18 protein-coding genes are annotated in these 21,065 nt (G+C 43.7%); 4 read left to right on the plus strand and 14 right to left on the minus strand.

Annotation, left to right across the window (positions count from 1 at the left end; all coding sequences use genetic code 11):
• Positions 1 to 10: 10 nt before the first annotated feature.
• Positions 11 to 739, minus strand: a complete 729-nt coding sequence (locus tag V202x_RS02780; RefSeq protein WP_145170985.1) for a creatininase family protein — start codon at positions 737 to 739, stop codon at positions 11 to 13.
• Positions 740 to 831: 92 nt separating this feature from the next.
• Complete coding sequence (locus V202x_RS02785) at positions 832 to 1,293, minus strand: GNAT family N-acetyltransferase (RefSeq protein WP_145170988.1); 462 nt, start codon at positions 1,291 to 1,293, stop codon at positions 832 to 834.
• Between the two features lie 304 nt (positions 1,294 to 1,597).
• Between V202x_RS02785 and V202x_RS02790 the strand changes: the two genes are divergently transcribed.
• Entirely contained in the window at positions 1,598 to 2,848 is a 1,251-nt protein-coding gene (locus V202x_RS02790; RefSeq protein WP_145170990.1) for a hypothetical protein, read from the plus strand.
• A gap of 105 nt (positions 2,849 to 2,953) precedes the next feature.
• Here V202x_RS02790 and V202x_RS02795 read toward each other — a convergent pair whose 3' ends face one another.
• The 7 genes from V202x_RS02795 to V202x_RS02825 all read right to left on the minus strand — a co-directional run bounded on the left by V202x_RS02795 (position 2,954) and on the right by V202x_RS02825 (position 10,201).
• Positions 2,954 to 5,197 carry a hypothetical protein gene (locus tag V202x_RS02795; RefSeq protein ID WP_145170992.1) on the minus strand — a complete coding sequence of 748 codons (2,244 nt, stop codon included), beginning with the start codon at positions 5,195 to 5,197 and terminating at the stop codon, positions 2,954 to 2,956.
• Positions 5,198 to 5,429: 232 nt separating this feature from the next.
• Positions 5,430 to 6,197 carry a DUF480 domain-containing protein gene (locus tag V202x_RS02800; RefSeq protein WP_145170994.1) on the minus strand — a complete coding sequence of 256 codons (768 nt, stop codon included), beginning with the start codon at positions 6,195 to 6,197 and terminating at the stop codon, positions 5,430 to 5,432.
• A 53-nt stretch (positions 6,198 to 6,250) separates the two neighbouring features.
• A complete protein-coding gene (locus tag V202x_RS02805; RefSeq protein WP_145170996.1) occupies positions 6,251 to 7,138 on the minus strand; it encodes a M28 family peptidase in 888 nt (295 codons plus the stop codon).
• A gap of 98 nt (positions 7,139 to 7,236) precedes the next feature.
• Positions 7,237 to 7,773 (minus strand): tetratricopeptide repeat protein, encoded by a 537-nt coding sequence (locus tag V202x_RS02810; protein ID WP_144981243.1) that lies wholly within the window; start codon positions 7,771 to 7,773, stop codon positions 7,237 to 7,239.
• Positions 7,774 to 7,876: 103 nt separating this feature from the next.
• Positions 7,877 to 9,256 (minus strand): MBL fold metallo-hydrolase, encoded by a 1,380-nt coding sequence (locus V202x_RS02815; protein WP_145170998.1) that lies wholly within the window; start codon positions 9,254 to 9,256, stop codon positions 7,877 to 7,879.
• A gap of 25 nt (positions 9,257 to 9,281) precedes the next feature.
• The gene (locus tag V202x_RS02820; RefSeq protein WP_145171000.1) at positions 9,282 to 9,842 is read right to left on the minus strand and encodes a rhodanese-like domain-containing protein; all 561 of its coding nucleotides are present in this window, start codon (positions 9,840 to 9,842) and stop codon (positions 9,282 to 9,284) included.
• A 50-nt stretch (positions 9,843 to 9,892) separates the two neighbouring features.
• Positions 9,893 to 10,201, minus strand: a complete 309-nt coding sequence (locus tag V202x_RS02825; RefSeq protein ID WP_145171002.1) for an ArsR/SmtB family transcription factor — start codon at positions 10,199 to 10,201, stop codon at positions 9,893 to 9,895.
• Positions 10,202 to 10,384: 183 nt separating this feature from the next.
• Here V202x_RS02825 and V202x_RS02830 point away from each other — a divergent pair, with 183 nt between their 5' ends.
• A complete protein-coding gene (locus tag V202x_RS02830; RefSeq protein WP_145171004.1) occupies positions 10,385 to 11,302 on the plus strand; it encodes a metallophosphoesterase family protein in 918 nt (305 codons plus the stop codon).
• 120 nt (positions 11,303 to 11,422) lie between these two features.
• Complete coding sequence (locus tag V202x_RS02835) at positions 11,423 to 12,895, plus strand: arylsulfatase (protein ID WP_145171006.1); 1,473 nt, start codon at positions 11,423 to 11,425, stop codon at positions 12,893 to 12,895.
• Positions 12,896 to 12,934: 39 nt separating this feature from the next.
• Here the strand turns inward: V202x_RS02835 and V202x_RS02840 are convergent, their stop codons facing one another.
• From V202x_RS02840 to V202x_RS02860, 5 genes are all read right to left on the minus strand, one after another.
• Entirely contained in the window at positions 12,935 to 14,125 is a 1,191-nt protein-coding gene (locus V202x_RS02840) for an SGNH/GDSL hydrolase family protein (RefSeq protein WP_145171008.1), read from the minus strand.
• Between the two features lie 61 nt (positions 14,126 to 14,186).
• Positions 14,187 to 15,779 (minus strand): hypothetical protein, encoded by a 1,593-nt coding sequence (locus V202x_RS02845; RefSeq protein ID WP_145171010.1) that lies wholly within the window; start codon positions 15,777 to 15,779, stop codon positions 14,187 to 14,189.
• Between the two features lie 92 nt (positions 15,780 to 15,871).
• Positions 15,872 to 17,131: a PQQ-binding-like beta-propeller repeat protein gene (locus tag V202x_RS02850; protein WP_145171012.1), complete on the minus strand. Its 1,260-nt coding sequence runs from the start codon at positions 17,129 to 17,131 to the stop codon at positions 15,872 to 15,874.
• 120 nt (positions 17,132 to 17,251) lie between these two features.
• The gene (locus V202x_RS02855) at positions 17,252 to 18,730 is read right to left on the minus strand and encodes a sulfatase-like hydrolase/transferase (protein ID WP_145171014.1); all 1,479 of its coding nucleotides are present in this window, start codon (positions 18,728 to 18,730) and stop codon (positions 17,252 to 17,254) included.
• A 139-nt stretch (positions 18,731 to 18,869) separates the two neighbouring features.
• A complete protein-coding gene (locus tag V202x_RS02860) occupies positions 18,870 to 20,177 on the minus strand; it encodes a phenylacetate--CoA ligase family protein (RefSeq protein WP_145171016.1) in 1,308 nt (435 codons plus the stop codon).
• A 311-nt stretch (positions 20,178 to 20,488) separates the two neighbouring features.
• Here V202x_RS02860 and V202x_RS02865 point away from each other — a divergent pair, with 311 nt between their 5' ends.
• Entirely contained in the window at positions 20,489 to 21,061 is a 573-nt protein-coding gene (locus tag V202x_RS02865) for a hypothetical protein (protein ID WP_145171018.1), read from the plus strand.
• Positions 21,062 to 21,065 lie beyond the last annotated feature (4 nt).

Here is a 21,065-nt window from a genome sequence, read left to right on the forward strand (position 1 = left end):
TGCCGCTTCCTTAGGTGTGGAAAGGGGGGATCTCCACGAGATTCGTTCCATCAATCATTCCGACCACATATTGAGAGACTTGATTGATGATTTCATCAATCATAATTTGACCCACTTCAGCTGTAGCCTCTAAAGGCTCTCGATCTTCTTGATCACGCATGGCATCCTGACGCACATTTTCTGGAAATGCCGCAAGAGCAAATGCTGTTTCAAATTCTTGCGCATGCCCTGGAAAGCGTTTTGTTTTTAGATTTGCAGTCGCTACTTCTTCAGGTAACAGGTTCCAATACGATTCAAAATGTAGATTGATCTCAAGTCGTTGTTGAAATTGCCCCCACATACCTAAACAGGGGGCAATATTTCCACCATGACCGTTCAGAACAAGAATGTGATTGAACCCAGCTTGATGCATACTGCGAATGGTATCAAATAAGACGCTGAGCCAACTACCAGGAAGTGCAGACAGTGTGCCAGGGTGTCGCATGTGGTGCTCGCTGATACCGATATTCATTGAAGGTGCTACAATGACGTGCGGCGAAAGCCTTTTAGCAACTTCGGTTGCGATGAGCATGACGCTCCTCCAATCATGTTCCATTGCTAGGTGTTCCAGATGTTGTTCCGTTGCTGCGACAGGAATAATACATGCCTTCAATTCACCTGATTGCATCCGTTCACGAAATTCTCGCCTGGTATGTTTGTGGAGAAGAATTTCCGAGTTATGATCATTTGATTCAGACATGCATTTCGTTCCTGAAGTTTGTTTTGAGGTTGTAACTAATAATGAAAGCAATCAGAGCATTCTAATGATATTTAACGAACGGCTAATAGATGTCAACGTTCCAGCATCTTTTCCATTACATGATATCCTGGTAGCTTAAATCCGAGTTCTTGATATGTCGATTGCGCACGTCCGTTCTCTTTTTCAACATAAAGTCGTAGACCTACAACATCTGAATTGGATTGGGCCAGATTTTCGATATGCTGAGACAGCTTCTGAAAAACTCCTTGTCTTCGATAATCGGGATGTACGTATACACTTTGAAACCACCAAAACTCACCGTTCCTCCAATCGCTCCATTCGCGAGTGTACATGACCTGACCTATTACGTTTGATTGATAACGGGCAACATAGTATTGACAGCCGCGTGTATTACTGAGTGATTCAACAACACCAGCTCTGACTAACTTTTGATCCAGAGATTTGGACTCTGTCTCCTGGGCTAAACGAATGTTAAATTCGGTAATAATGTCACAGTCTTCCAACGTTGCTTGATCGATTTGGATATCGAGCATGAAAGAGCCCTTCAAGAAAAAAATAGAATTCAAACTTCAATCTAACAGTTCAGAGCTTCCATTGTCTTTGCCATGGAATAAGTTGTGTAAAATTTTTGTAAACGATCACTTGAGGGAAATGTATGTAAGCAAAGCAAATTTTTTTGATTTTTGGGTTTTTAGTGAAGAATGGAGAAACTTTTAAAGTGAATATGGCGATATTAGGTAAAACAGCATAAATGGTTTTGCAAGGATGCATGGTCAAAATTTTTAGGAAGCGCCATTTTTACGTCCGAGTTAAATCATGACGCTGGGAGATAGAGCCTTGAGAAGTTCAGGGGAACGACAATATCGATTAGATACCAATGCGCGTTTATCAACGATGCATACTAATTGGACCAAGATGTTCATTGGTGTGACTGCTGGCGTATTGAGCATGTATTTCATGGTGGCTCGGCCGATGTTGAATCAGATCGGTCAACTGCAGGCAGAATTAGTTATTGTACAAAATGATATGGACAAACTGGTTGGAGCAAAGACCAGTGCCTGGCAGGTTAATAATCTGTTGTCGGTCTTAAATTCGCAGGCCCAACAAATCACAAACGCCCAAGCTACTGTAGCAGAAATTCGAGATTTGCGAGTGTTACTCGATGAAGAGTCTGAGCAGACAGATCAGGCTTTGGCTTCTTTTCAGAAGATCGATGATTTTCAGAAACATGTGATTCAACAAAAAGATTTGACTTCAAAAGCGCGGTTGACTTTGGATGAAATGCTGGCGATGCAGGACCAGCTGGCTTCTCAAAAAGCGCAAACTGCAGTCACGCTTTCTACGTTAGAAGAAATGATCGAGCTTCAAAAAATGGCGTTAGATCAATCTTCCGGGATTAAAGACGCACAGGTTGCCTTTGGTGAGTTTATTGAATTCAAAAAGCAGATTGTTGATCAGTCTGGGAAGTTGGAAGTTGCTCGTAAAAACAGTCAGAAAATGATTGCTCTGCAAGATAGTATGGTGGCTCAGACAGAATCACTTACTGCTGCAGAAAAAAGTGCGCGACAACTTGTATCACTACAAAAAGTTCTGACTAATGACAGATTAAAGATTACAGAAGCTGATACGAATTTGCAGTCACTGATGGCGATTCAGACTAAGCTACTGGCAGAGACAGGACGCGTTGTTGATGCTATTGAGACGTTAGAAGTGCTTTCGGATTTACAAGATCGACTGAAAGAGCAAGTTGCATCCATGAACGGTATGAGGCGTGAGCTGCTTGACATTGTTCTGATGGAGAGCACTGTCGCAAAAGCGACTCGAATCCTGGAACCATTGGTAGAGTTAGGCAATCTGAGTCGGTTGAGTGATGCAGAAGTTCGAGAAGCAGCACGTGTGATCATGGATCAGCGAGATACACGGATGGGTAAACTTTCCTCACCAAAGTATCGCCGAACTCATCACGGTCCAGTGCCTTCACGGACATCACAACTGACCTCAGATGAGAACACGTCATTAGAAGCAGAAGATAGTAGCAGCGGTGTTGAAGATAAGCTCGTTCCTACACCACCTGCTGATGAAGAGTAAAGAGAAAACAGTCTCCTGGGCTGAAAGTGGCTTGAATTAAAACAAGGCATGGGTGTTCCATGCCTTGTTTTAATTTGGTGAAGAACCATGTGAAAGAAGCTGTAATTACTGTTCTTTTTTCTCAGGCTTTATTTCTGGTTTTCCTGCTTTTTCTTTTGATTTCTCAGCTGGCTTTGGTGCCGTAGCAGGTTTTTCCTTTTCAGATTTTGATTTTGGCCCGGTAGTCTTGTAGGTAATTTTCCCTGATACCGGGACTGAAGCAACCTGAAAGACATCTTTGGAAAGTTCCCCTTGGACAAAAACGACTAAGTGTAGTTTTTCCAAAGCCAAAGGGGCACCGGTGAAGTTTGCTCCTGATTTTTCTTCAAAGGCTGATAGATAATCTGTGAGACGGCCTTTGAAATCATTCAGTGGCAACGTTTTATTCAGAGATAATTTACCATCAACGGCGGGAAAGCCATTTGGCTCGCTTAACATTGATCGCACAATCATGTCATGTACATTGATTCCGTTAGGAGCTTGAAATTGCAGTTCGTCTTCGGCGAGTACTGCGACGAGGCGCAGTGGCTCTTTGATTTTCTCTGTCCCAGACACAGTTGCTTTTAATTCCAGATTGTCATCTTTGGCAATTGCAGACAGATCGATTTTGACATTGGTATTTTCTGAAAGAGTCGGGATCAATGCTTCCAGAATTTGTTTATAAGATGAATCAACCTGCTCAACTCCACCAGCGACACCGGAGATCGGCTGACCATTCAAATTCGTCGATGGTGTTCCACGGTGATTATAAAGAATGAATCGCGCTTCAGAGTCAGTATTCGTAAGCGGGTCTGGAGCAGGAATATGTTGATGATATCTTAAGACAATGACTTTGGAGTCCGGGAAAGATGCTTCAATCACACCCGTTGCCAAGTCGGCGGCAACACAGGGGGGACAGGATGCCCCTGTAAACAACTCAATTAGTGAGACGCGGTTCCCCTTCTTTAAATCAACTTCTTTAGCTTCTTTAGAAACAAAGCTTTGAAGAAAACGTTTGAATGATTTTGTGAGATATTCATCAAGGCCATCTGTCGAACCATGTTTCTCTTTCCAGAGTGTCGTGAGTGTATCCATAGGATGTTCATATTTGACAGCCTCAGGATTTTGTTTTGAGACAGCAATGAGTTGTTGTTCCCGACCTGTCAGAGGAGAACCTGCTAAAACTCCCAGGTAATCAATCGCCTTATCAATGCTACCGTGCGATTTCTCGTAGGTCACGAGCTCTGTTAAAAGTTGACGATTGTTAGGATGTTCTTTCAATTCGTCCTGAAGTAGCTTTCCAGCTGCCTGAATCTGTTCGGGTTTATCAGACTTTAATCCAGCACGTGCTCTGGCTAAGGCCATTTCTAATTTCCAGCCACTAAGTGGCGCTACCCCGTCTTTGATCAATTTGTCTGCCTGATCCAAATACTTTACAGCCAGATCAGAGTCGGAATCACTCCTCGCCAACATAGAACCAACACTGATTAAAGAATTCGCTTCCTGTCGTGTCCCCCAAAGTTTCGCCGTTTCCAGATAACGACTGATAATTTCTTCAATCGTTTTTTTATCTTTCTTCTGGCTGAGGGCGATCGCCATTAATGTGGGATAAGCATCCATGATCAGCGGAACGGATTTCATTTTGAGAGTGAACTCGTTCAGTTGTTTAAATGGATCGGGAGATTGCATTGCCTGCATTAATTCCTGTGCACCAGGTGAAGGCATTGGGCCTTTAATTTTGCTAAAATCCGTTTCCATAGTTGGCAATAAGAGTGCGGGTGTGCAGTTTTCATTGTTAAAGGAAATATTTCCCAGGATCACTCCCTGGTCCAATTGTAGTTTTCCTTGAAAACTCAAACGGAGAAATTCTTTTCCATCGTTTAACAGGCTTTCGTTAAATTCCACTGTAGTATCACTGACTTTAGATGACACGATTTTTGCTGGTGCGACATCTGCTCCTTTAGCAAGAATTTTGACTGCTTGTGCTTCGGTTTTTTCTTCGGATTTGTTTTTATCTTCGTTCGTAGTCGCATTTAGAGTAATCTTATAAAGGTACAATGGCATCATCTGCTCACGCTGTGGTAGCATCAAAACCCAGTTGCCTTGAACCGTTTTGGGAAGTTCCGGAATCTTGGATTTTTCGTTTTCCTTTTCAGAAGGTCCTTCAGTTTCTGCTGACGAAGATGCGGGATCACCTGTGGTTTTTTGAGCGGTTTGCTCGGTTGACGAGGATGGTTGATTGTCACTGCTTGGTTCTGAGCCTTTCTGCTGGCAGCCGACAGTGATCATCAGCAAGCAGAGTAGTAGGCGAACTCGAGAAATCGAAAGCATTTTTGTCCTCAAAAAAATTTAAGTGAAATTTATTCGAAAGTGGTTCTTATCCTGGTTTTATACGAATTCAGTACAAATGTTGATGGATATTAAATAAAAAAGGTCAATCTTCTCAAAATTGGACAGCGATTGACTTATTCCTGTATTTGTAGACAGGTATTTGTTGTTAGATTCGCGAAGTGTTTCTTTAGTTGATTTCTCCTCATTTATACTCTGCATTGTGTAGATTTTTTTATACGCTACCGAGTTCCTGCTTTAGTTCTGTCAATTGTTGGCTTAACACTTGAACGGATTCTGTCAGCATTTCAATCTGTTGTTTCATGGATTGATTTTCAGTCTGGAGTTGTTCAATCATCTGTAGCAAGCTGCTCTCATCACTCGAAGAGGTATTTACGGCAGGCTGATTGTGGGGGCCGCTTTCGTCTTTAGCCGATTCACTTTCGAGTGAAGATTCAAACCCCAGTTTTTTCCCTTCGCTTTCTTTATACCAGTTGTGATCAACCTCAATGCCACGACGTTCGATGCTTCCATTAGATTGTACATAGTTTTGGTCAAGAAGGCCCTTAAATTCTGCTCGCAGTTGCTCTAAAGATTCAATTGGTACCATTCGACTGGCTCGACCGCGGAGTTCGCCCATCGTTTGACGGCCACGCAACCACAGTTCTGTTAATATCGCAAGTTGAGGTTCTGTAAAATTGAATCGATGGCGCATGTAATGCCTGTAACGTTCAGTGCGACCACTTTCTGAGTGAACAACAGCCACAATACCGGTTTCACGAAGTGTCTCCAGCGTTTCAAAGACTTGTGATTCGCTGTAATGTGAGATTGGATCCCTATTACTTTTTTGATTGCAACCTGTTGTGATTGCCTTTAATGTAAGAGGGTATTGATCGGGAGTGGTAAATGCTTTCTCCAGTAAAACACCTAGCACGCGGCGTTGTGGTTTTGAAAGTTCTGTGATCTTCAGGAGTTCTTTTTCTTCTTGAGTTGTATCATTCATCTTAATTTCTATTTTCTTTATCGAGTAGAATGCTTAAGCTAGGGAAAGAGAATTTAATATCCACGGTGAAGTATCGATTTTGTCGCTTCCAAACTACCTTGAGCCACCTTCGTAAGGAACTCAAAGTCGAGTGTGTCCACAGTGTCCGTAGGTTGATGATAATGTGGATTTCGCAGAAAACTGGTGTCGGTGATCATCAAAGCTGGGTAACCAGCGTCCCAGAACGGACTATGGTCACTCAATCGAGTTGCTTGCAGCATTTCACCATTTTGAGGAACTTGTAGTGTCTCTACAGGTAACTCTACCACCTTTTCCAAGCCATGCTGGAATGCGGCAATCAGTGCTGTTGAGTTTTGGTTTCCAACGACAGCGATGAAATCTCCGGTGTCCGGGTAAAGCCCTACCAATTCTCTGGGTAATGTCTGACTTCCTGGGGTAGAATCACAATAACCCAGCATTTCCAGAGAAACCATGCCTCGTAAATCGGTTTGTCGTTGTTGATGCAGACTGGCATGTTCTGCGCCACCCAACATTCCATTTTCTTCTAAGTCAAACGCAACCAGTTCAACGCTCCAATTGCAGGAAAGCTCTTTAAATAAAGGCAATAGTCTCCCTAGTTCTAACAACGTTGCAATAGCGCTGGTGTTATCGTCTGCTCCGGGAGATTCAGGCCGCGTATCAAGATGAGCACCAATACAAAATTGTGGTTTGTTTTGCGAACTGAGTTGGGGATGTCGGGCAATCAGATTTTGCCCTTCAAGTGTCGTCAGCATTGCGTCCTGAGCTTGAAAGTGATGGCGCTCGACTTTCCATCCTGATGTTTCAAGTTCCTGAGTCACATACTGTCGAGCTGATTCCAATTCTGTACTTTCGGCAGGCCGTATGGATCTACAGAGTAGTTCACAGTGCTCTTTCAATCGACTTTGTTGTACGTCCTTCATTGTGGCTTTCGATCCCTTGAACTGCCAGAATAAAAGTGGGTTTGTTTTCGAGTCACTACTAAATCACTGAGACAATTAGAACTGTTGAGACGACTCTGTTATGAATTTTGTGATGTTTTATCTCCAGCAGATTCTACAACGAATTTGAAATCTTTGTCACTGCGTAGTGAATCGAAGTCAGATTCTTCTTCAATTAATTTTATCAGTTTTGGTTCCATTCGTAATGAACGGCCCAGCCAGGAAAGGGCATTGGTTTTGTCACCGGCTAACGCAAAATAGCAGGACAAATTGTAAAGCACAACGGCTTCATCGGAGTGGTTTTGATAAGCCTCTTCCATGATCGAGATAGCCAGAGGTAATTGATCAGTCCTTTTATGACACCAAGCCATTCCCATCAGAGTCGTCAGGTTTTCTGGGGATTTTTCATAGGCGCGCTGATATGCATCTAGTGCTTCTTTATACCGCTTAGCGAGTTGCTGAGCCTGGCCCAGCAGACAATAGTATTTTTCTGAATCTTTTTCAGTAGAGCCAATACGGGAAAGTTCTCGCAAAGCTTGTTCGGGCATCTCAAGCAGCAGATAACCTTCTGCGGCATTAAAATGTCGTTTTTGTCGCGAAGCAGGCAGTAGTACCATTTGAAAATCCGTTAATAAACAGAAAAGCTTTGCCACCTATTTTAATAGATCTGGCAAAGACTTTTCTATTCATCATGGAACGTTATTTTTGTCGTTCATCAAATTAGGTTGCAACGGTTGTGAGCCAGGCTTTATAACCACCTATGAGATCGACGACATTTTCAAACCCCTGCTTTTCGAGTAGACTGGCGGCAATTGCAGAGCGATAACCACCCTGGCAATGGACTACAACAGTTTCATCACGGGGGATTTCATTAAATCGTTCCTGTAGTTGATTTAATGGGATATTGATACTGTTTGAAATGTGTCCCGATTCCCACTCTGATTGAGAGCGAATATCGATGACTGTAATTTTTTCGTCCCACTCATGCAGCGCTTGTGCAGAAATTCGCTTTGTTTGTGAGACCAGTTCAGGGTTCTCGTTGAGGCTGTTCAAGCCATCTTTTAGAAATCCTTTGACCTGATCAAAGCCAATCCGTCCCAGTCGCATCATTGCTTCTTCAATCTGTTCCTCATCTTCAGCAATCACCAAAATCGGCAATTGTTTTCTGAGGACTGTTCCTGCCCAAGTCGCATAGCGGCCATCCAGTCCAATGTTGATCGTTCCTTTGAGATGTGCTCCAGCAAATTCCGTGGCATCTCTGACATCGATAACTTGAACACTGTTGTTTAGCATTTTCAGGGTTTCATCCAGTGAAAACGCGTGCCATGCGGCACTGATTGATTCATTGAGTGTTTGTCTGTCTTTTCGATTCAGGATGGCATCATGTACAAAATAATGTGGTGCTTCGGGGAGGTCGGCAGTGACCATTTCAACGAAAGCTGGTTTACTCATTGGCTGTAGTGCGTAATTGTACTTCCGCTGTTCTCCCAATGTGGTAACGGACTCACTGCTTAACTGTTTGCCACACATCGAACCAGCGCCATGTGCCGGATAGACCAGTGTTTCGTCTGGAAGTTTCAGGATTTTTTCATGCAATGAGTCGTAAAGCATGCTGGCTAATTCTTCTGCCGTGACTCCAATTGATGCTAATAGATCAGGTCGGCCTACATCTCCCAAAAACAAAGTATCTCCGGTAAGCACCATTTTCGGCTGATCCGGATTTTCATTCAGATTATATACTAGAATAGAGATCCCTTCAGGAGTATGCCCGGGTGTTTCCAGGATGGATAATTTCACCGACCCCAGAATAAGTTCGTCTCCTTCTGACAGTGGGTGAAAACGAAATTCGGCATCTGCTTTATTTCCCAGATGAATTTGTGCACCGACTGCTTCTCGTAATTCAATATGACCTGAGATGAAGTCAGCATGGAAGTGAGTCAAAATGACGTGTTCAATCTGAAACCCATGCTCCTTCGCATCGTTCAGGTAGATCTCGATATCTCGTTGTGGATCAATCACTACAGCTTTTCCCGTTTGTTTATCAGCAATCAGATAGGACGCAAGTGATAAACAATCCAGATAATAGCGTTGAAAATACATCGCAAACTCCCTTACTTTTTGAGTTTCATACGTGGCATTGTTTTTGTTTATTGTCGGAAACCTGATTCCAAGGCATTTTCGCAAGCAACAGAGCCATGCCACAGGTATCTGTAATACCGGCAAACATTAATCCGGCACCTACAAAAGCGGAAAGCCCACTGAACCAGGGATTGACGAACATTCCTAACAACGCTCCTGTGAGAACCAGAAAGCCAGCGGCAATTCGGACTTGCCTTTCCAGTGAAATTGTCTTTTTTCCACGGTTCACCGGCAGTCCCAATTGATCCCAGGCACTTGTACCCCCTTCGACACTGACTACATTCGTAATGCCAGCTTCGATCAATTTCTGGCATGCTCGTGTAGAGCGGTTTCCACTTTGACAAATTACATAGACAGGCTCTGCACCATTTCCGTTTTGCCGTTCTTGAATATGCTTTGCGTCCAATTTGTCAAGCGGAATATTCACGGCGATGGGCGCATGGATTTCCCGAAATTCTGCTGGCGTACGGACGTCAATTAATTTAACGCCTTGCTTCTCATGGATTTTTGCTAACTCTTTTGGTTTGATCGTTTTAACATCTGACATTTTGACACCTCGATATATCGCAATTTTACGATATATGTCTTAAAAAAATACTAATTCTGAAAAAAGCGTCCTTCAATACAATCCATTATTTTATTTAAATGTGGTTCTGCAACTTGATAATAGACACTTCTTCCTTCTCGCTCACTGACAAAGAACCCACAGCGTTGCATCAATCTTAAATGCTCTGAAGCGACATTACTGGGAATGCCACAATCTCCCGCAAGCTCACCAACTGTATAACGACCCCGTAAAAGCAATTGAACAATGCGAATCCGAGCCGGATGTGCCAGAACTTTGAGGCATTCAGCGGCCTCTTCCAGCGCTGGTCCATTATACTCCGGGGTTTCTTTTAATTTCATATTGTTAACTCCTCGCATATATAATATCGTGATATAACGATATGTCAATTCAATATATTTTCATTTTTTCAACATAATATCAAATTGGGAATTTATTGTTTCGACATTGAATATTCATAAATGTCTGCCAAAATTATAACTTAACGCACTAAACTGGGTTTATGTTTGACAGGGATATTATTGATGAAAAAACAGCCTTTATTTCCGACAGAGTCGCTGGGAAGACGTGCTTTTCTGAAAAATGGGGCTTTGATTCTGGCAGGGCTTTCATCAAACACATATGGATTGTTATCAACCCGGGCAGCTGAAGCCAGTCAAAGAGGTGTCGTACGAATTGGTTTGGTAACTGATCTTCACTATGCTGATAAACCCGCGGCCGGCACTCGTCACTATCGAGAAACCATTGCCAAGCTAAATGAGGTCATTACGCGATTTAAGACGGAGCGACCTGAATTTGTCGTCTTCCATGGAGATCTGATCGATTCAGGAAAGTCGTTGGAGCAGGAAAAGGGGCATTTGCGGACGGTGGTCAAAGCCATCTCTGCGATACCTTTTCCTAAGCATTATGTCCTGGGTAACCACTGTGTTGACCTTTTAAAGAAAGTGGAATTTCTGGAGGGAGTAGGGCAGAACGCTTCATATTATTCTTTTGATCAGAATGGCTTTCATTTTGTGGTATTAGACTCTTGTTTTAAAAGTGATGGTACTCCTTACGGTCGTCGAAATTTTAAATGGACCGATGCCAATATCCCAGAACCAGAGTTGGAGTGGTTACGTGCTGAGTTAAAGCAAACGGAACATCCCACAATCGTGTTTGCGCATCAACCGCTCGACCTGAAAGATTCTGATGCGCATGCTGTCAAAAATTCGTCAGTTGTACGAAAAATTCTGGAAGAGTCGGACAAGGTCGCGGCCGTGTTTCAAGGTCATAGCCACCACAATAAATATTCAGAAATCGGTGGCATTCACTACTGTACGATGGTTGCAATGGTAGAAGGGTCAGGCCTGCAAAATAATGGCTATAGCACATTGGATCTTTTCGAAGATGGTTCTCTCGTTCTGAATGGATTCAGAAAGCAGAAGGACTATCGCTGGACTTGAAATAATAGCCGGTTGATCTAATAAGATGAATCACTCTTTCTTGCAGTTGATAAGCGGGGCTGTATAAGATGTATTTTTACTTACTATCCAAAGTCAGACCGACTCGATGAGGAGCCACTTATGACCCGCTTTGTCAAATTGATCTTATGTGCCCTTTTGTTGCTTTGTGTTTTACTCACGAGTACCTCCGACACTGAAGCAGCTTCAAAACAGTTGCCTAATATTGTTTTCATTATCGCCGATGATTTAGGATATAAAGAGTTAGGTTGTTACGGGCAAAAATGGATTCAAACACCAAACATAGACAAGATTGCCAAGAACGGGATTCGGTTTACCCAGTTCTACTCAGGAAATGCCGTCTGCGCGCCTTCGCGCTGCAATCTACTGACGGGAAAACATCCCGGACATGCTTACATTCGCGATAATCGCAATCCCAAGCACCTGCAACATATGAAGGAAAAAGAGGGCTGGGAATTTCCCGGCCAATATCCAATTCCTGATGCGGAAGTGACGATCGCAGAAATGTTAAAGCAGAAGAATTTTGCCACGGGAGCAATGGGCAAGTGGGGGCTGGGGCACTTCGGAACAACGGGAGATCCCAATCGACAGGGATTTGATCTGTTTTATGGATTCAATTGTCAGGTGCATGCTCACAATCATTACCCGAAATTTCTGTGGCGCAATAACACGAAAGAAACATTGCCCGGTAATGATCGAACATTATATGGCGATACCCATTCACAAGATAAGTTTGTAGAAAACGGATTGGCTTTTATCCGAGAGCATCAAGAACAGCCATTCTTTTTGTATCTTCCTTTTGCGATACCACATTTGTCAATTCAAACTACTGAAGCATCATTGGCCAAATATCGAGGGAAAATTCCAGAAGAAGAATACAAACATCGTGGTTACATCAAACATCCCCACCCACGGGCTGGTTATGCTGGCATGATTACTCAAATGGATGATGGTGTCGGTCAGATTATAGCCTTATTGAAGGAGCTGAAACTGGAAGATAACACAATTGTTTTTTTTACTTCTGATAATGGCCCTACTTATAATCGACTAGGAGGCTCTGATTCTAAATTTTTTGAATCCGCCGGACCTTACCGTGGATTTAAAGGAAGCTTATATGAAGGAGGAATTCGCGTTCCTTTGGTTGTACAGTGGCCAGGGCATATTCAACCGGGAGAAGTCACCGATCATCTATCAGCATTTTGGGATGTGATGCCAACACTCGCTGATTTGACAGGCACAAAAGCACCAGCGGACATTGATGGAATCAGTTTCCTGCCCATATTATTAGGCAAAGAACAGCAGCAGAAACAGCATGAATATCTCTATTGGGAGTTTCCGTCCTATACGGGGCAACAATCCGTTCATATGGGAGACTGGAAAGGCGTTCGTCAGAAGCTGATGAGAAAAAAGAACCCGCAAATGAAGATAGAGCTTTACAATCTCAAGGATGATCCTGGTGAAAAGCATAATGTTGCCGATCAACATCCGGAAGTTGTGGCCCGTATTAAAGAAATTATGAAAACAGGTCGTACTCCTTCCGAAATGTTTCCATTTCCCGCGTTGGATCAGCAGTAACGAACGAGTTTTGTAAGTGCTGGTTTCAAATCTAGCAGTCTATTTCGAGATTTCTTTCAACCAGCTGAACACAGTGTCACCGATTTGAAGATATCCATTGGTAGCAGGATGCACTGCGTTATTCTGGCGTAGAATTTTCTCAGAATTACGTGCGTTTAAGGGTTCTTCTCTGGCTGGGTAATTGTGTGCGCAGTCCAGATTCAAATTAGTAGGTACTACATAAATTTGCTGATTCTGCTTGTTCTGGTAAATTTTTGATATTTGTTCTACGACATATTGCTGATTTCGTTTGTATTGCCAGCGGGTTTGACGACGTCCATTCGTAGTGCCAAACGCATTTTGAGTCGCTGCCGGCGGTACGGGCAGCATGAGGCCAATTTTTGTTTGATTACTGTAACTCTGAATCATCTTTACCAGAATATCCAGATTTGTGAGCATCGTGTCTGTTTTCTCTTTGATTGTCTCATCTGTAGCAGAATAGACATCATTTGGGCCAAGAAAGATGGTGACCACGTCCGGAGCTTTTCCGTCGTTAAATTCTTTACAGTAGCGTGGAAAATCAAGTTTGGGTTTGCCACTTTCATCTGCATATAAAAAAGGGCTTCCCCTTTCTCGATAATTTCCAGTTCTGGCTGTTTCTTTGAAGTGTGTTGCAAATCGAAAAGCAGTCCAACCACCATAGCCTTCGTGTTTGACTTCGGGGTCATTTTTCGGGTTATGAGAGCCGACAAACTTGAGGGAAGGTCCTTGGAATTTTTTACTTAGTTCTAGTACATGTTGGGGATAAATTGAATTATGTGTCAAACTATCACCAATCATGAGTAAGCTTACAGGTTTTTCTTTGCCCGCACTCTGTGGAACCACACGAAGTTTCGATTTTTGTGAGGCGATGATCTGATTATTCTGGTCAAGAATATTCAACTCGAAAGCATAATCACCAACTTCCTTTTCCACTGGGGTGTACGTCCAACGATCATCTTGTAAATGTCCTCTGTTGCAGTGCACATCAAAAACATAATTCGCGGGATTAACGACAAGACAGACATTATCAAAATACACATTCGTTTCAATGCTAGGGACAGCATAGATGATGGGTGGAAGAATTAACCTCAGTGAGTTGTTTGGTTCAGACTTGGCTTCGGTTTTTGTCGTTTCTCCTCCAAGCGAAGTAACGTTGTAAGTGAAGAAGATTAGATTGAAGAGCAGAATTAATTGCAGTGCAAATTTCATGCTGGTTCCTATAAGAATATGATATTTCGGAAGTATGAATCATTCAGAAATTGTCAGGGAGTTATCCTACCCAAATCGGGCTGGACCAAGCCAATTGTCCGTTAGACTGTGTGACACGAACGTAATACCAATCCGTTGTCTGAGTGTCACTACATTGATCTTGCCAACGAATTTGTGCCGAATATTCACTTTGTCCCACGAGTCGATGGAGAATGTAACTTTCACTGGTAAAGACACCCGTAAACTCAACCACATTATCATCAATCAGATCTTGCAGCCGGGCACTGATGGTTTCTTCATAAGGTTTGCGTACGTGCAAAGTGAGCGTTGTGTCCGCTGTTCCCTCAATTTCACAGACAATGGATTTAGTCGGATCCTCGCCATAGCATTTCACACGCGTCGTATTTGAATCTAGGCTTAGTTCTTGATTGGAGATGATTTTGAGCTTATCTCGCAATTTTTCACTGAACGGAGCTGACTGAAAACAGGGAATAGCACGAGTGAACTTTCCGTTATCAAGTTTAACTGTCATGTCCCACAAACAAGTGCGGCCCATGGCCAGATCGGCCCAGGGGCCCCAACCATATTGAATGCGGCATTTAACTTTACCTGGTAACATTGGTTTGTCACCTAAATGGTCTTCTGGAAAATGACGCTCAATGACTTGCCCATTACGAATGAGTTCGATCATCGAAATCGCGTCTTCACCTTGGACACGCACATCAATCTGGCGGTCTGAAGTTGCTGGAATATCACTGCCCATCGGCTGACCATTGAGTGAAACTTCCAAAGCGATTCGATCGCCGGTGGCGGCATAAGTTCTGCGAGCGCGGACTGCTTCCATAAGGGATTTAGAAGACAAGTCTTCTGCCCAGACTCCGACCACTCCTTCACCGTAGGCGCCAGGATATCCCAAGTGATCATCAGTTGAAGCGACAAAACCGAACCGCATCCCTTTTTGCAACTGTGGAACAATCATATTCGACGCGGAACGACCGCCATTGCTATGTCGAATCATCGGAAAAGGAGAGCGATCTGTTTCCGTGCACCCATGCTCTGAAAAAACTTCCACAACAGGAGAGGCTGAGGGACGATAGTGTTTGAAGTTCGCACCGCGCCAGCCGATCTTGTAACCTACATGATGTGGAATTGCCAGGGCATGTTTGTCTTCTGCAAAGTCGAGTAATTTTTCGACATGATTGGGTAAGAACAATTCGGGTTGGTCTTCGGGGAATATCATGCAGTAGTCACCAAATTGACTGGAATGCCACTCATAACCGAGAAAAGCAACGAATTGATCTGAACTTGCATCCTGCATCAATTGACGCGTTTTGGACCAATGTTTGGAATGGACTTCAAATCCATTAACCCATTTCATGTGGCGGTTACCAGGCATCTTGGGCATATCATGCCAGGATGCGTGTCCTGTGAATGCAAAAAAATCGAGATGCTCTTTAGCTAGATCAATGGAACGTTCCAGTGAGCCTTTGGCATACCCAACGGCATTATGATTATGTAAGTCACCCCAGAAGAGTTGGAACTGTTTTTTGTCTTCACCACCATACAACTCTGAATTGACACGAATCCCTGATAGGACTGTCGCTGCCATTGATTCGCCCAGAAATTTTCGTCGATTGATTTTTTGAGAATCCATGTTGACTTTCTTAGGTTCATTAAGACATAAATGAGTTCGAAAAAAGAGGGACAGGTTGATTGCCTGTCCCTCTGATTTTTTTCAACTACTGGTTATTTCTTTCCAATACAGTATAGCTTGTCTGTCATTTTTAGATAGATTTTCCCATCTGAGAAGATGGGAGTTGCCAAAGCAAAACCTTCGAGCGGATTTTCTGATTCCACCTTGAATTGGTCTCCTTGATCCAAAACAATGGTCGTACCATCTTCTCTGGTAACATAAATATGACCATCGGCGAGAATCGGTGAAGAGCTAAACTTGTGACGGCTACGAGGCAGACGGCCTCCCCAGATTTTTTTTCCGGTCTTGATATCAAAGCAGAGAACCTCGCCTTTGTCTGCACAAATATAGAAACGGCCATTGATGGCAGCTGGTGTAGGGACATCCGAAAATTCCCCTTTCGCTTCGTTGGTCCAGGCTACATTCGACTTTGTGATATCTCCTGTTCCACCTAACTTGATTCCTGTGATTGAGCCACCGCGTGCATAAGGGGCAATCAGATAGCCATCGCTGACAACAGGAGAGGAAATAGAGCGAAAGTATTTATGTTGAGTGGGATTCAGGCCACCGACTCTCCAGATTTCTTTGCCGGTCTGTGCATCATGAGCCGTCACATGGTCTGCTCCGAGGACATAAATGATTTCTTTACCATCGCGGCTGACGACAACGGGAGTCGAATAACTCTGATTGGCTTCTTCCGGAGCATTGAGGTTACGAGTTTGTTTCCAGACTTCTTTGCCAGTGGCTTTATCAAAAGCAACAAGATATGAGTTATCACTCTGCATGCAGGCAATGACGACCAAATCGTTTGTCAGAACAGGAGATGTTCCCAAGTCCCACCAAAGTGTGTCTTCTCCATAAATCTTCTGCAGGTTTTTTTCCCAGAGGATTTTTCCGTCACGATTAATACAGGCTAAGTCCCCACTTTTGAAGTAGGTGAAAAGGTAATCGTCATCGACGGCCGGAGAAGGGCTACTACCACTTCCTTTTTTGTGTTTACCCGCTCGCTCTGTCCCGAAGTCAACATGCCATTTTTCCTTACCGGAATTTTTATTCAGACAAATGACTCGGTTTTTTCCACCAGTGGTGGTTGTCAGGAACAGGTCGTCTCCCCAGATTACGGGAGTCGAACCACTGACACCAGGAAAGTCGACTTCCCAGAGAATGTTTTTTGAACTATTCCAGGAAACAGGATATCCGCTTCCCTGAGCGACGCCGTTTGAAGTTGGCCCTCGCCAACCAGGCCAGTTTCCGGCAATTGCGGTAGAAGCGATGAACAGAGTTAGAGTGGCTGCTGCTATTAAAGCTTTCATGTCGTTCCTCAGACTGTGTTAAACTTTGTTTGAGTTTGTATTGAGATTAAATTCATTGTTTGTGGATGGAAAACATTTCTCGGTAAGAACCCTGATTATAGCATGAGCTGAAACCGGATTTCATTCAGAATCGAAGTATTTTTCTATGATCCAGCGAGGTTGATGTTGGTCTGGTTTGCGCTTTCGTCCTGTTAAATCAATGGTTTCAGACTTGGGATGGTCGGATGTGAGGGGTTGTTTGTCGTCCGTTTTTTGCTGCCAGGTTTTCAGTAGCGCCAGCATGTTCTGAACACGTTTTTTCTCCCTTGGTTTTTGGGAAAGATCATGTAATTCCTGCGGATCATTTTTAAGATCAAATAACTGTGTTTTATTGATTTGCGGATAGCGAATCAATTTCCAGCGATCGTCTCTGACAGCCCGCATTAAGTCTTCATAGGTAGTGAAGAGGGAATCACGGACTCGGTCTGTATCCCCTCTCCAGATCGGAGCCAGGTCAGAACCTTCCACTCCTGCGGGAACGGGCGTGTGAGTTAAATCGCAGACTGTTGGAAAAATATCGTACAAATACACGAGTGCTTCACTGGATTTGTTTTGGGGTATACCCGGTCCTGAAAAAATCAGCGGAGATTTCATGCTGTGTTCATACAAATTTTGTTTTCCAAGTAAACCATGACTGCCGACTGCCAGTCCGTGATCGGATGAAAAAATGATGATTGTGTTTTTATCGAAACCATTTTTTTTGATGACGTTCAGGATACGACCTATTTGCGTATCCATATCAGTGATCATCCCATAATACTCTGCCAGTTGTTCTTGCACGATTTTGGGATCTCGAGGCCAACCGGTTAACGATTCGTCTCGACCTGTCATCCAGCCATTATTAAAGGGATGTTGTGGCATGAAATTTTTAGGTAGCGGAGGGGGATTTTTTTTGTAAGCTTTCATTGCCGCAGCAGGAGGCATTCGTGGATCATGCGGGGCTGTGAACGCAACGTAGGCATAGAATGGTTTCTCTTTTGGATGCTGGTTCAAAAAGTCAACGGTCGCATCGACGAACAGCTCACTCGAAAATTTATCACCAGTGCGTTTGTTTTGAAACTGACCTTCTTTCAAGTCCATCACGGGAACTTTTAAATGGTTGGACATACCTCCAATGAAGGCAGCTGTTCCTGTTGTAAAACTTTTTTGAAACGAATCGCGGTGATTGTGCCATTTACCTGTTCCAAATGTAGTGTAACCCGACTGCTTCAACAATTGTGGTAGGGTAATAACCCCTTTGAGATTCATGGGAACACGATAAAGCGAGCGTCCACTGTTGAGCATCGCTCGGCTGGGTTGGCAGACCGCGCCATGAATGGAACCCATACAAAACGCATTTCGAAAACTAAAACCGGTTCTGACAAGCTGATCCAGATTCGGAGTCTGAATGTGTGGGTTATCGTAAGCAGAAAGTGCATCAGCACGTTGATCATCGCTGAAGAGAAACAGAATATTTGGTCGCGACGGAGCCTTTGATTCCGCAGAAGCTCTGTTTGAGATGAGGAACAAACAAGATATAAACAAGATAACCAAGAAAGACTTTCGGAGATGTGCAGTCATAGCGAGTATCCGGCAGGAATAGAGTGAAGGCATGGATGATGTATGAATTACTTTTATGTTATAGCAAAGTGAGACAATCTTCGAATCCTACCATGTTTCTTTGGCAAGATCCCGCGATTTATTATCTTCATTAATGAAATCAGTCGATTTTGAAGAAACGACGGCCTTTAAGCTCAAAACGTGGTAATGCTCCGGGGGCAACTGTACTGACTTCTGCATGGAAATTGAGGCGATCTTTGATGGTATTGCTGACATCGGTAATAAGCTGACTTTGCTGTTCCTCACTAGTAAGAGCCCCAGTTGGTTCTAGTTCAATTTTCATATGTTGCATCGCTCGTATCGTGTGGACTTCAATTCGATACTCCGCGATCTGATCGAACGTGCGGAGAATTGCTTCGAGGCTCGAAGGGAATACATTGTTGCCACGAATAATGACCATGTCATCTGCGCGGCCAAGAATGCCGCCTTTTAATCGTAGTAATGAGCGACCGGAAGGGCAGTCTGTTGTATCTTCGCAGACTAAGTCACCTGTGCGGTAACGAATCAAAGGCGAGCCGATTCGTCCTAGATTAGTGATGATTAACTCTCCTTGTTCCCCTTTAACAACTGGCTGTAAAGTTTCCGGGTTCACGATCTCAGCAATACATTCAGTTTCGAGAATGTTTAAGCCTCCCGGATTTTCCAGAGGTTCAATACCGAGTGCACCAATTTCTGTCATTCCCCAATGATCGAAGACGCGCGCTCCCCAGGCTTGACCAATACGTAGCTTGGTCGCTTCAATGTTGCCCCCCGGTTCACCGGCAACAATTAATGCACGCACGCGACTCATTGCGAGATTGATGTTTTCTGATTCTGCCACTTCTGCCAGCCGCAGAGCATAAGTGGGAGTACAGCAGATCGCGGTGATTTTGTTATCCAGAATCATTTGCAGTCTGGCTTCACTTCCCATGCCGCCACCCGCCAGGCAAAAATGACCAAGTCGTGTGGCACCTTCAAAGGCAGCCCAAAAACCCACAAAAGGACCAAATGAGAACGGAAAAAATAACCGATCTTCTGGATAGAGTCCTACCATGCGATAAATTTGTGACCAGCATTCACCAAACCAATCCCAACTTGCCTTGGTATCGAGCCAACGCATCGGAGAACCTGTTGTTCCCGATGTTTGGTGCATGCGTGTGTATTTTTCTACAGGATAAGTCAGATTTGAGCCATAGGGTGAGTGGGCTAGATGATCTTCTACTAATTCCGTTTTGGTTGTAACCGGCAATTTTTGCAGATCGGATAAGTTTTGAATCGCGTCACCTGAAACTCCGGCAGCCTCCCACTTCTTGCTCCAGAAAGGGTTCGTGGCAGAGACTTCTTTCAGAAGGCCTTGTAAGCGTTGCAGTTGGCGTGCTTCGATTACGTTGCGATTCTGATTTTCCGGCAGTTTTTGTGGATCATTCATACAATTACTTGTTTGCTTCATTCAGAGGCATAAGGGAAGGTTATTTCATGGTATCTCTTATTCTGTCGCAACTTGAATGATTTTCCAACCTAAAGCCCTATCTACGAGAGAAATTATCATCTGGAAACGAGTATAGAACAATCGTCGAAAAGAGTTATTAAATAAAGAGTTATTAAAGTGAAACTATCTAACATGACCAATTCAACAACCACTCAAGTCATGAAATGTGGAGGACGATGATATCGATACAGTAGGCTGTCCTGATTGAAGAAAGAGATAGGGTTCAGATGAGAATCAGGATCACCTGAACATTGCCAACAACAACAGAACTGACATCCGGAGACGAGAGATTTATGGGAGCGGACGGTAGTAGTAAAGAGTTGAAACTTGGGTTCCTGGCCACGATTGAATGTGCGGATGGTGCATTAATTGGTGGTTTACTGGTCACCAATCATTTTGGCAGGCCATTAGAGTTTCAATGTACCACTCCTGTAAAACCGAACCGAACACAAGAAGTTTTATATGGTCCGACACTTGTTCCTTTTCTCGTTGGCGAGGTAATAGGCCAGACATTGGTACAAAAGATGAATGTCAAACCGAATTTGATTCTGGTTGAGCAAGATCAGGCTATGGAATTGCAAAAACACATTTCGATTCCTGTGGCTATTTTGTCTGATGTGGAGCAAATCCTGGATGAGAATGCTTCTTTTATTATCGAAGAAGTAGGTAAGAACAAACTACGGTTCGATGCCGGTCATCAAGCAGGGCGAGTCGCAATTGAGAATACCAGCAAAAAAATACCCGGTGATGCCGACCTTGGGGAACCTTTTGAGCGTGTGCGCGAAGCCTTGAATGAAGCTATCAGAATGGGTTCATCCCGTTGATCTG

The sequence above is a fragment of the Gimesia aquarii genome (genome assembly GCF_007748175.1).
GTDB classification, from domain to species: domain Bacteria; phylum Planctomycetota; class Planctomycetia; order Planctomycetales; family Planctomycetaceae; genus Gimesia; species Gimesia aquarii_A.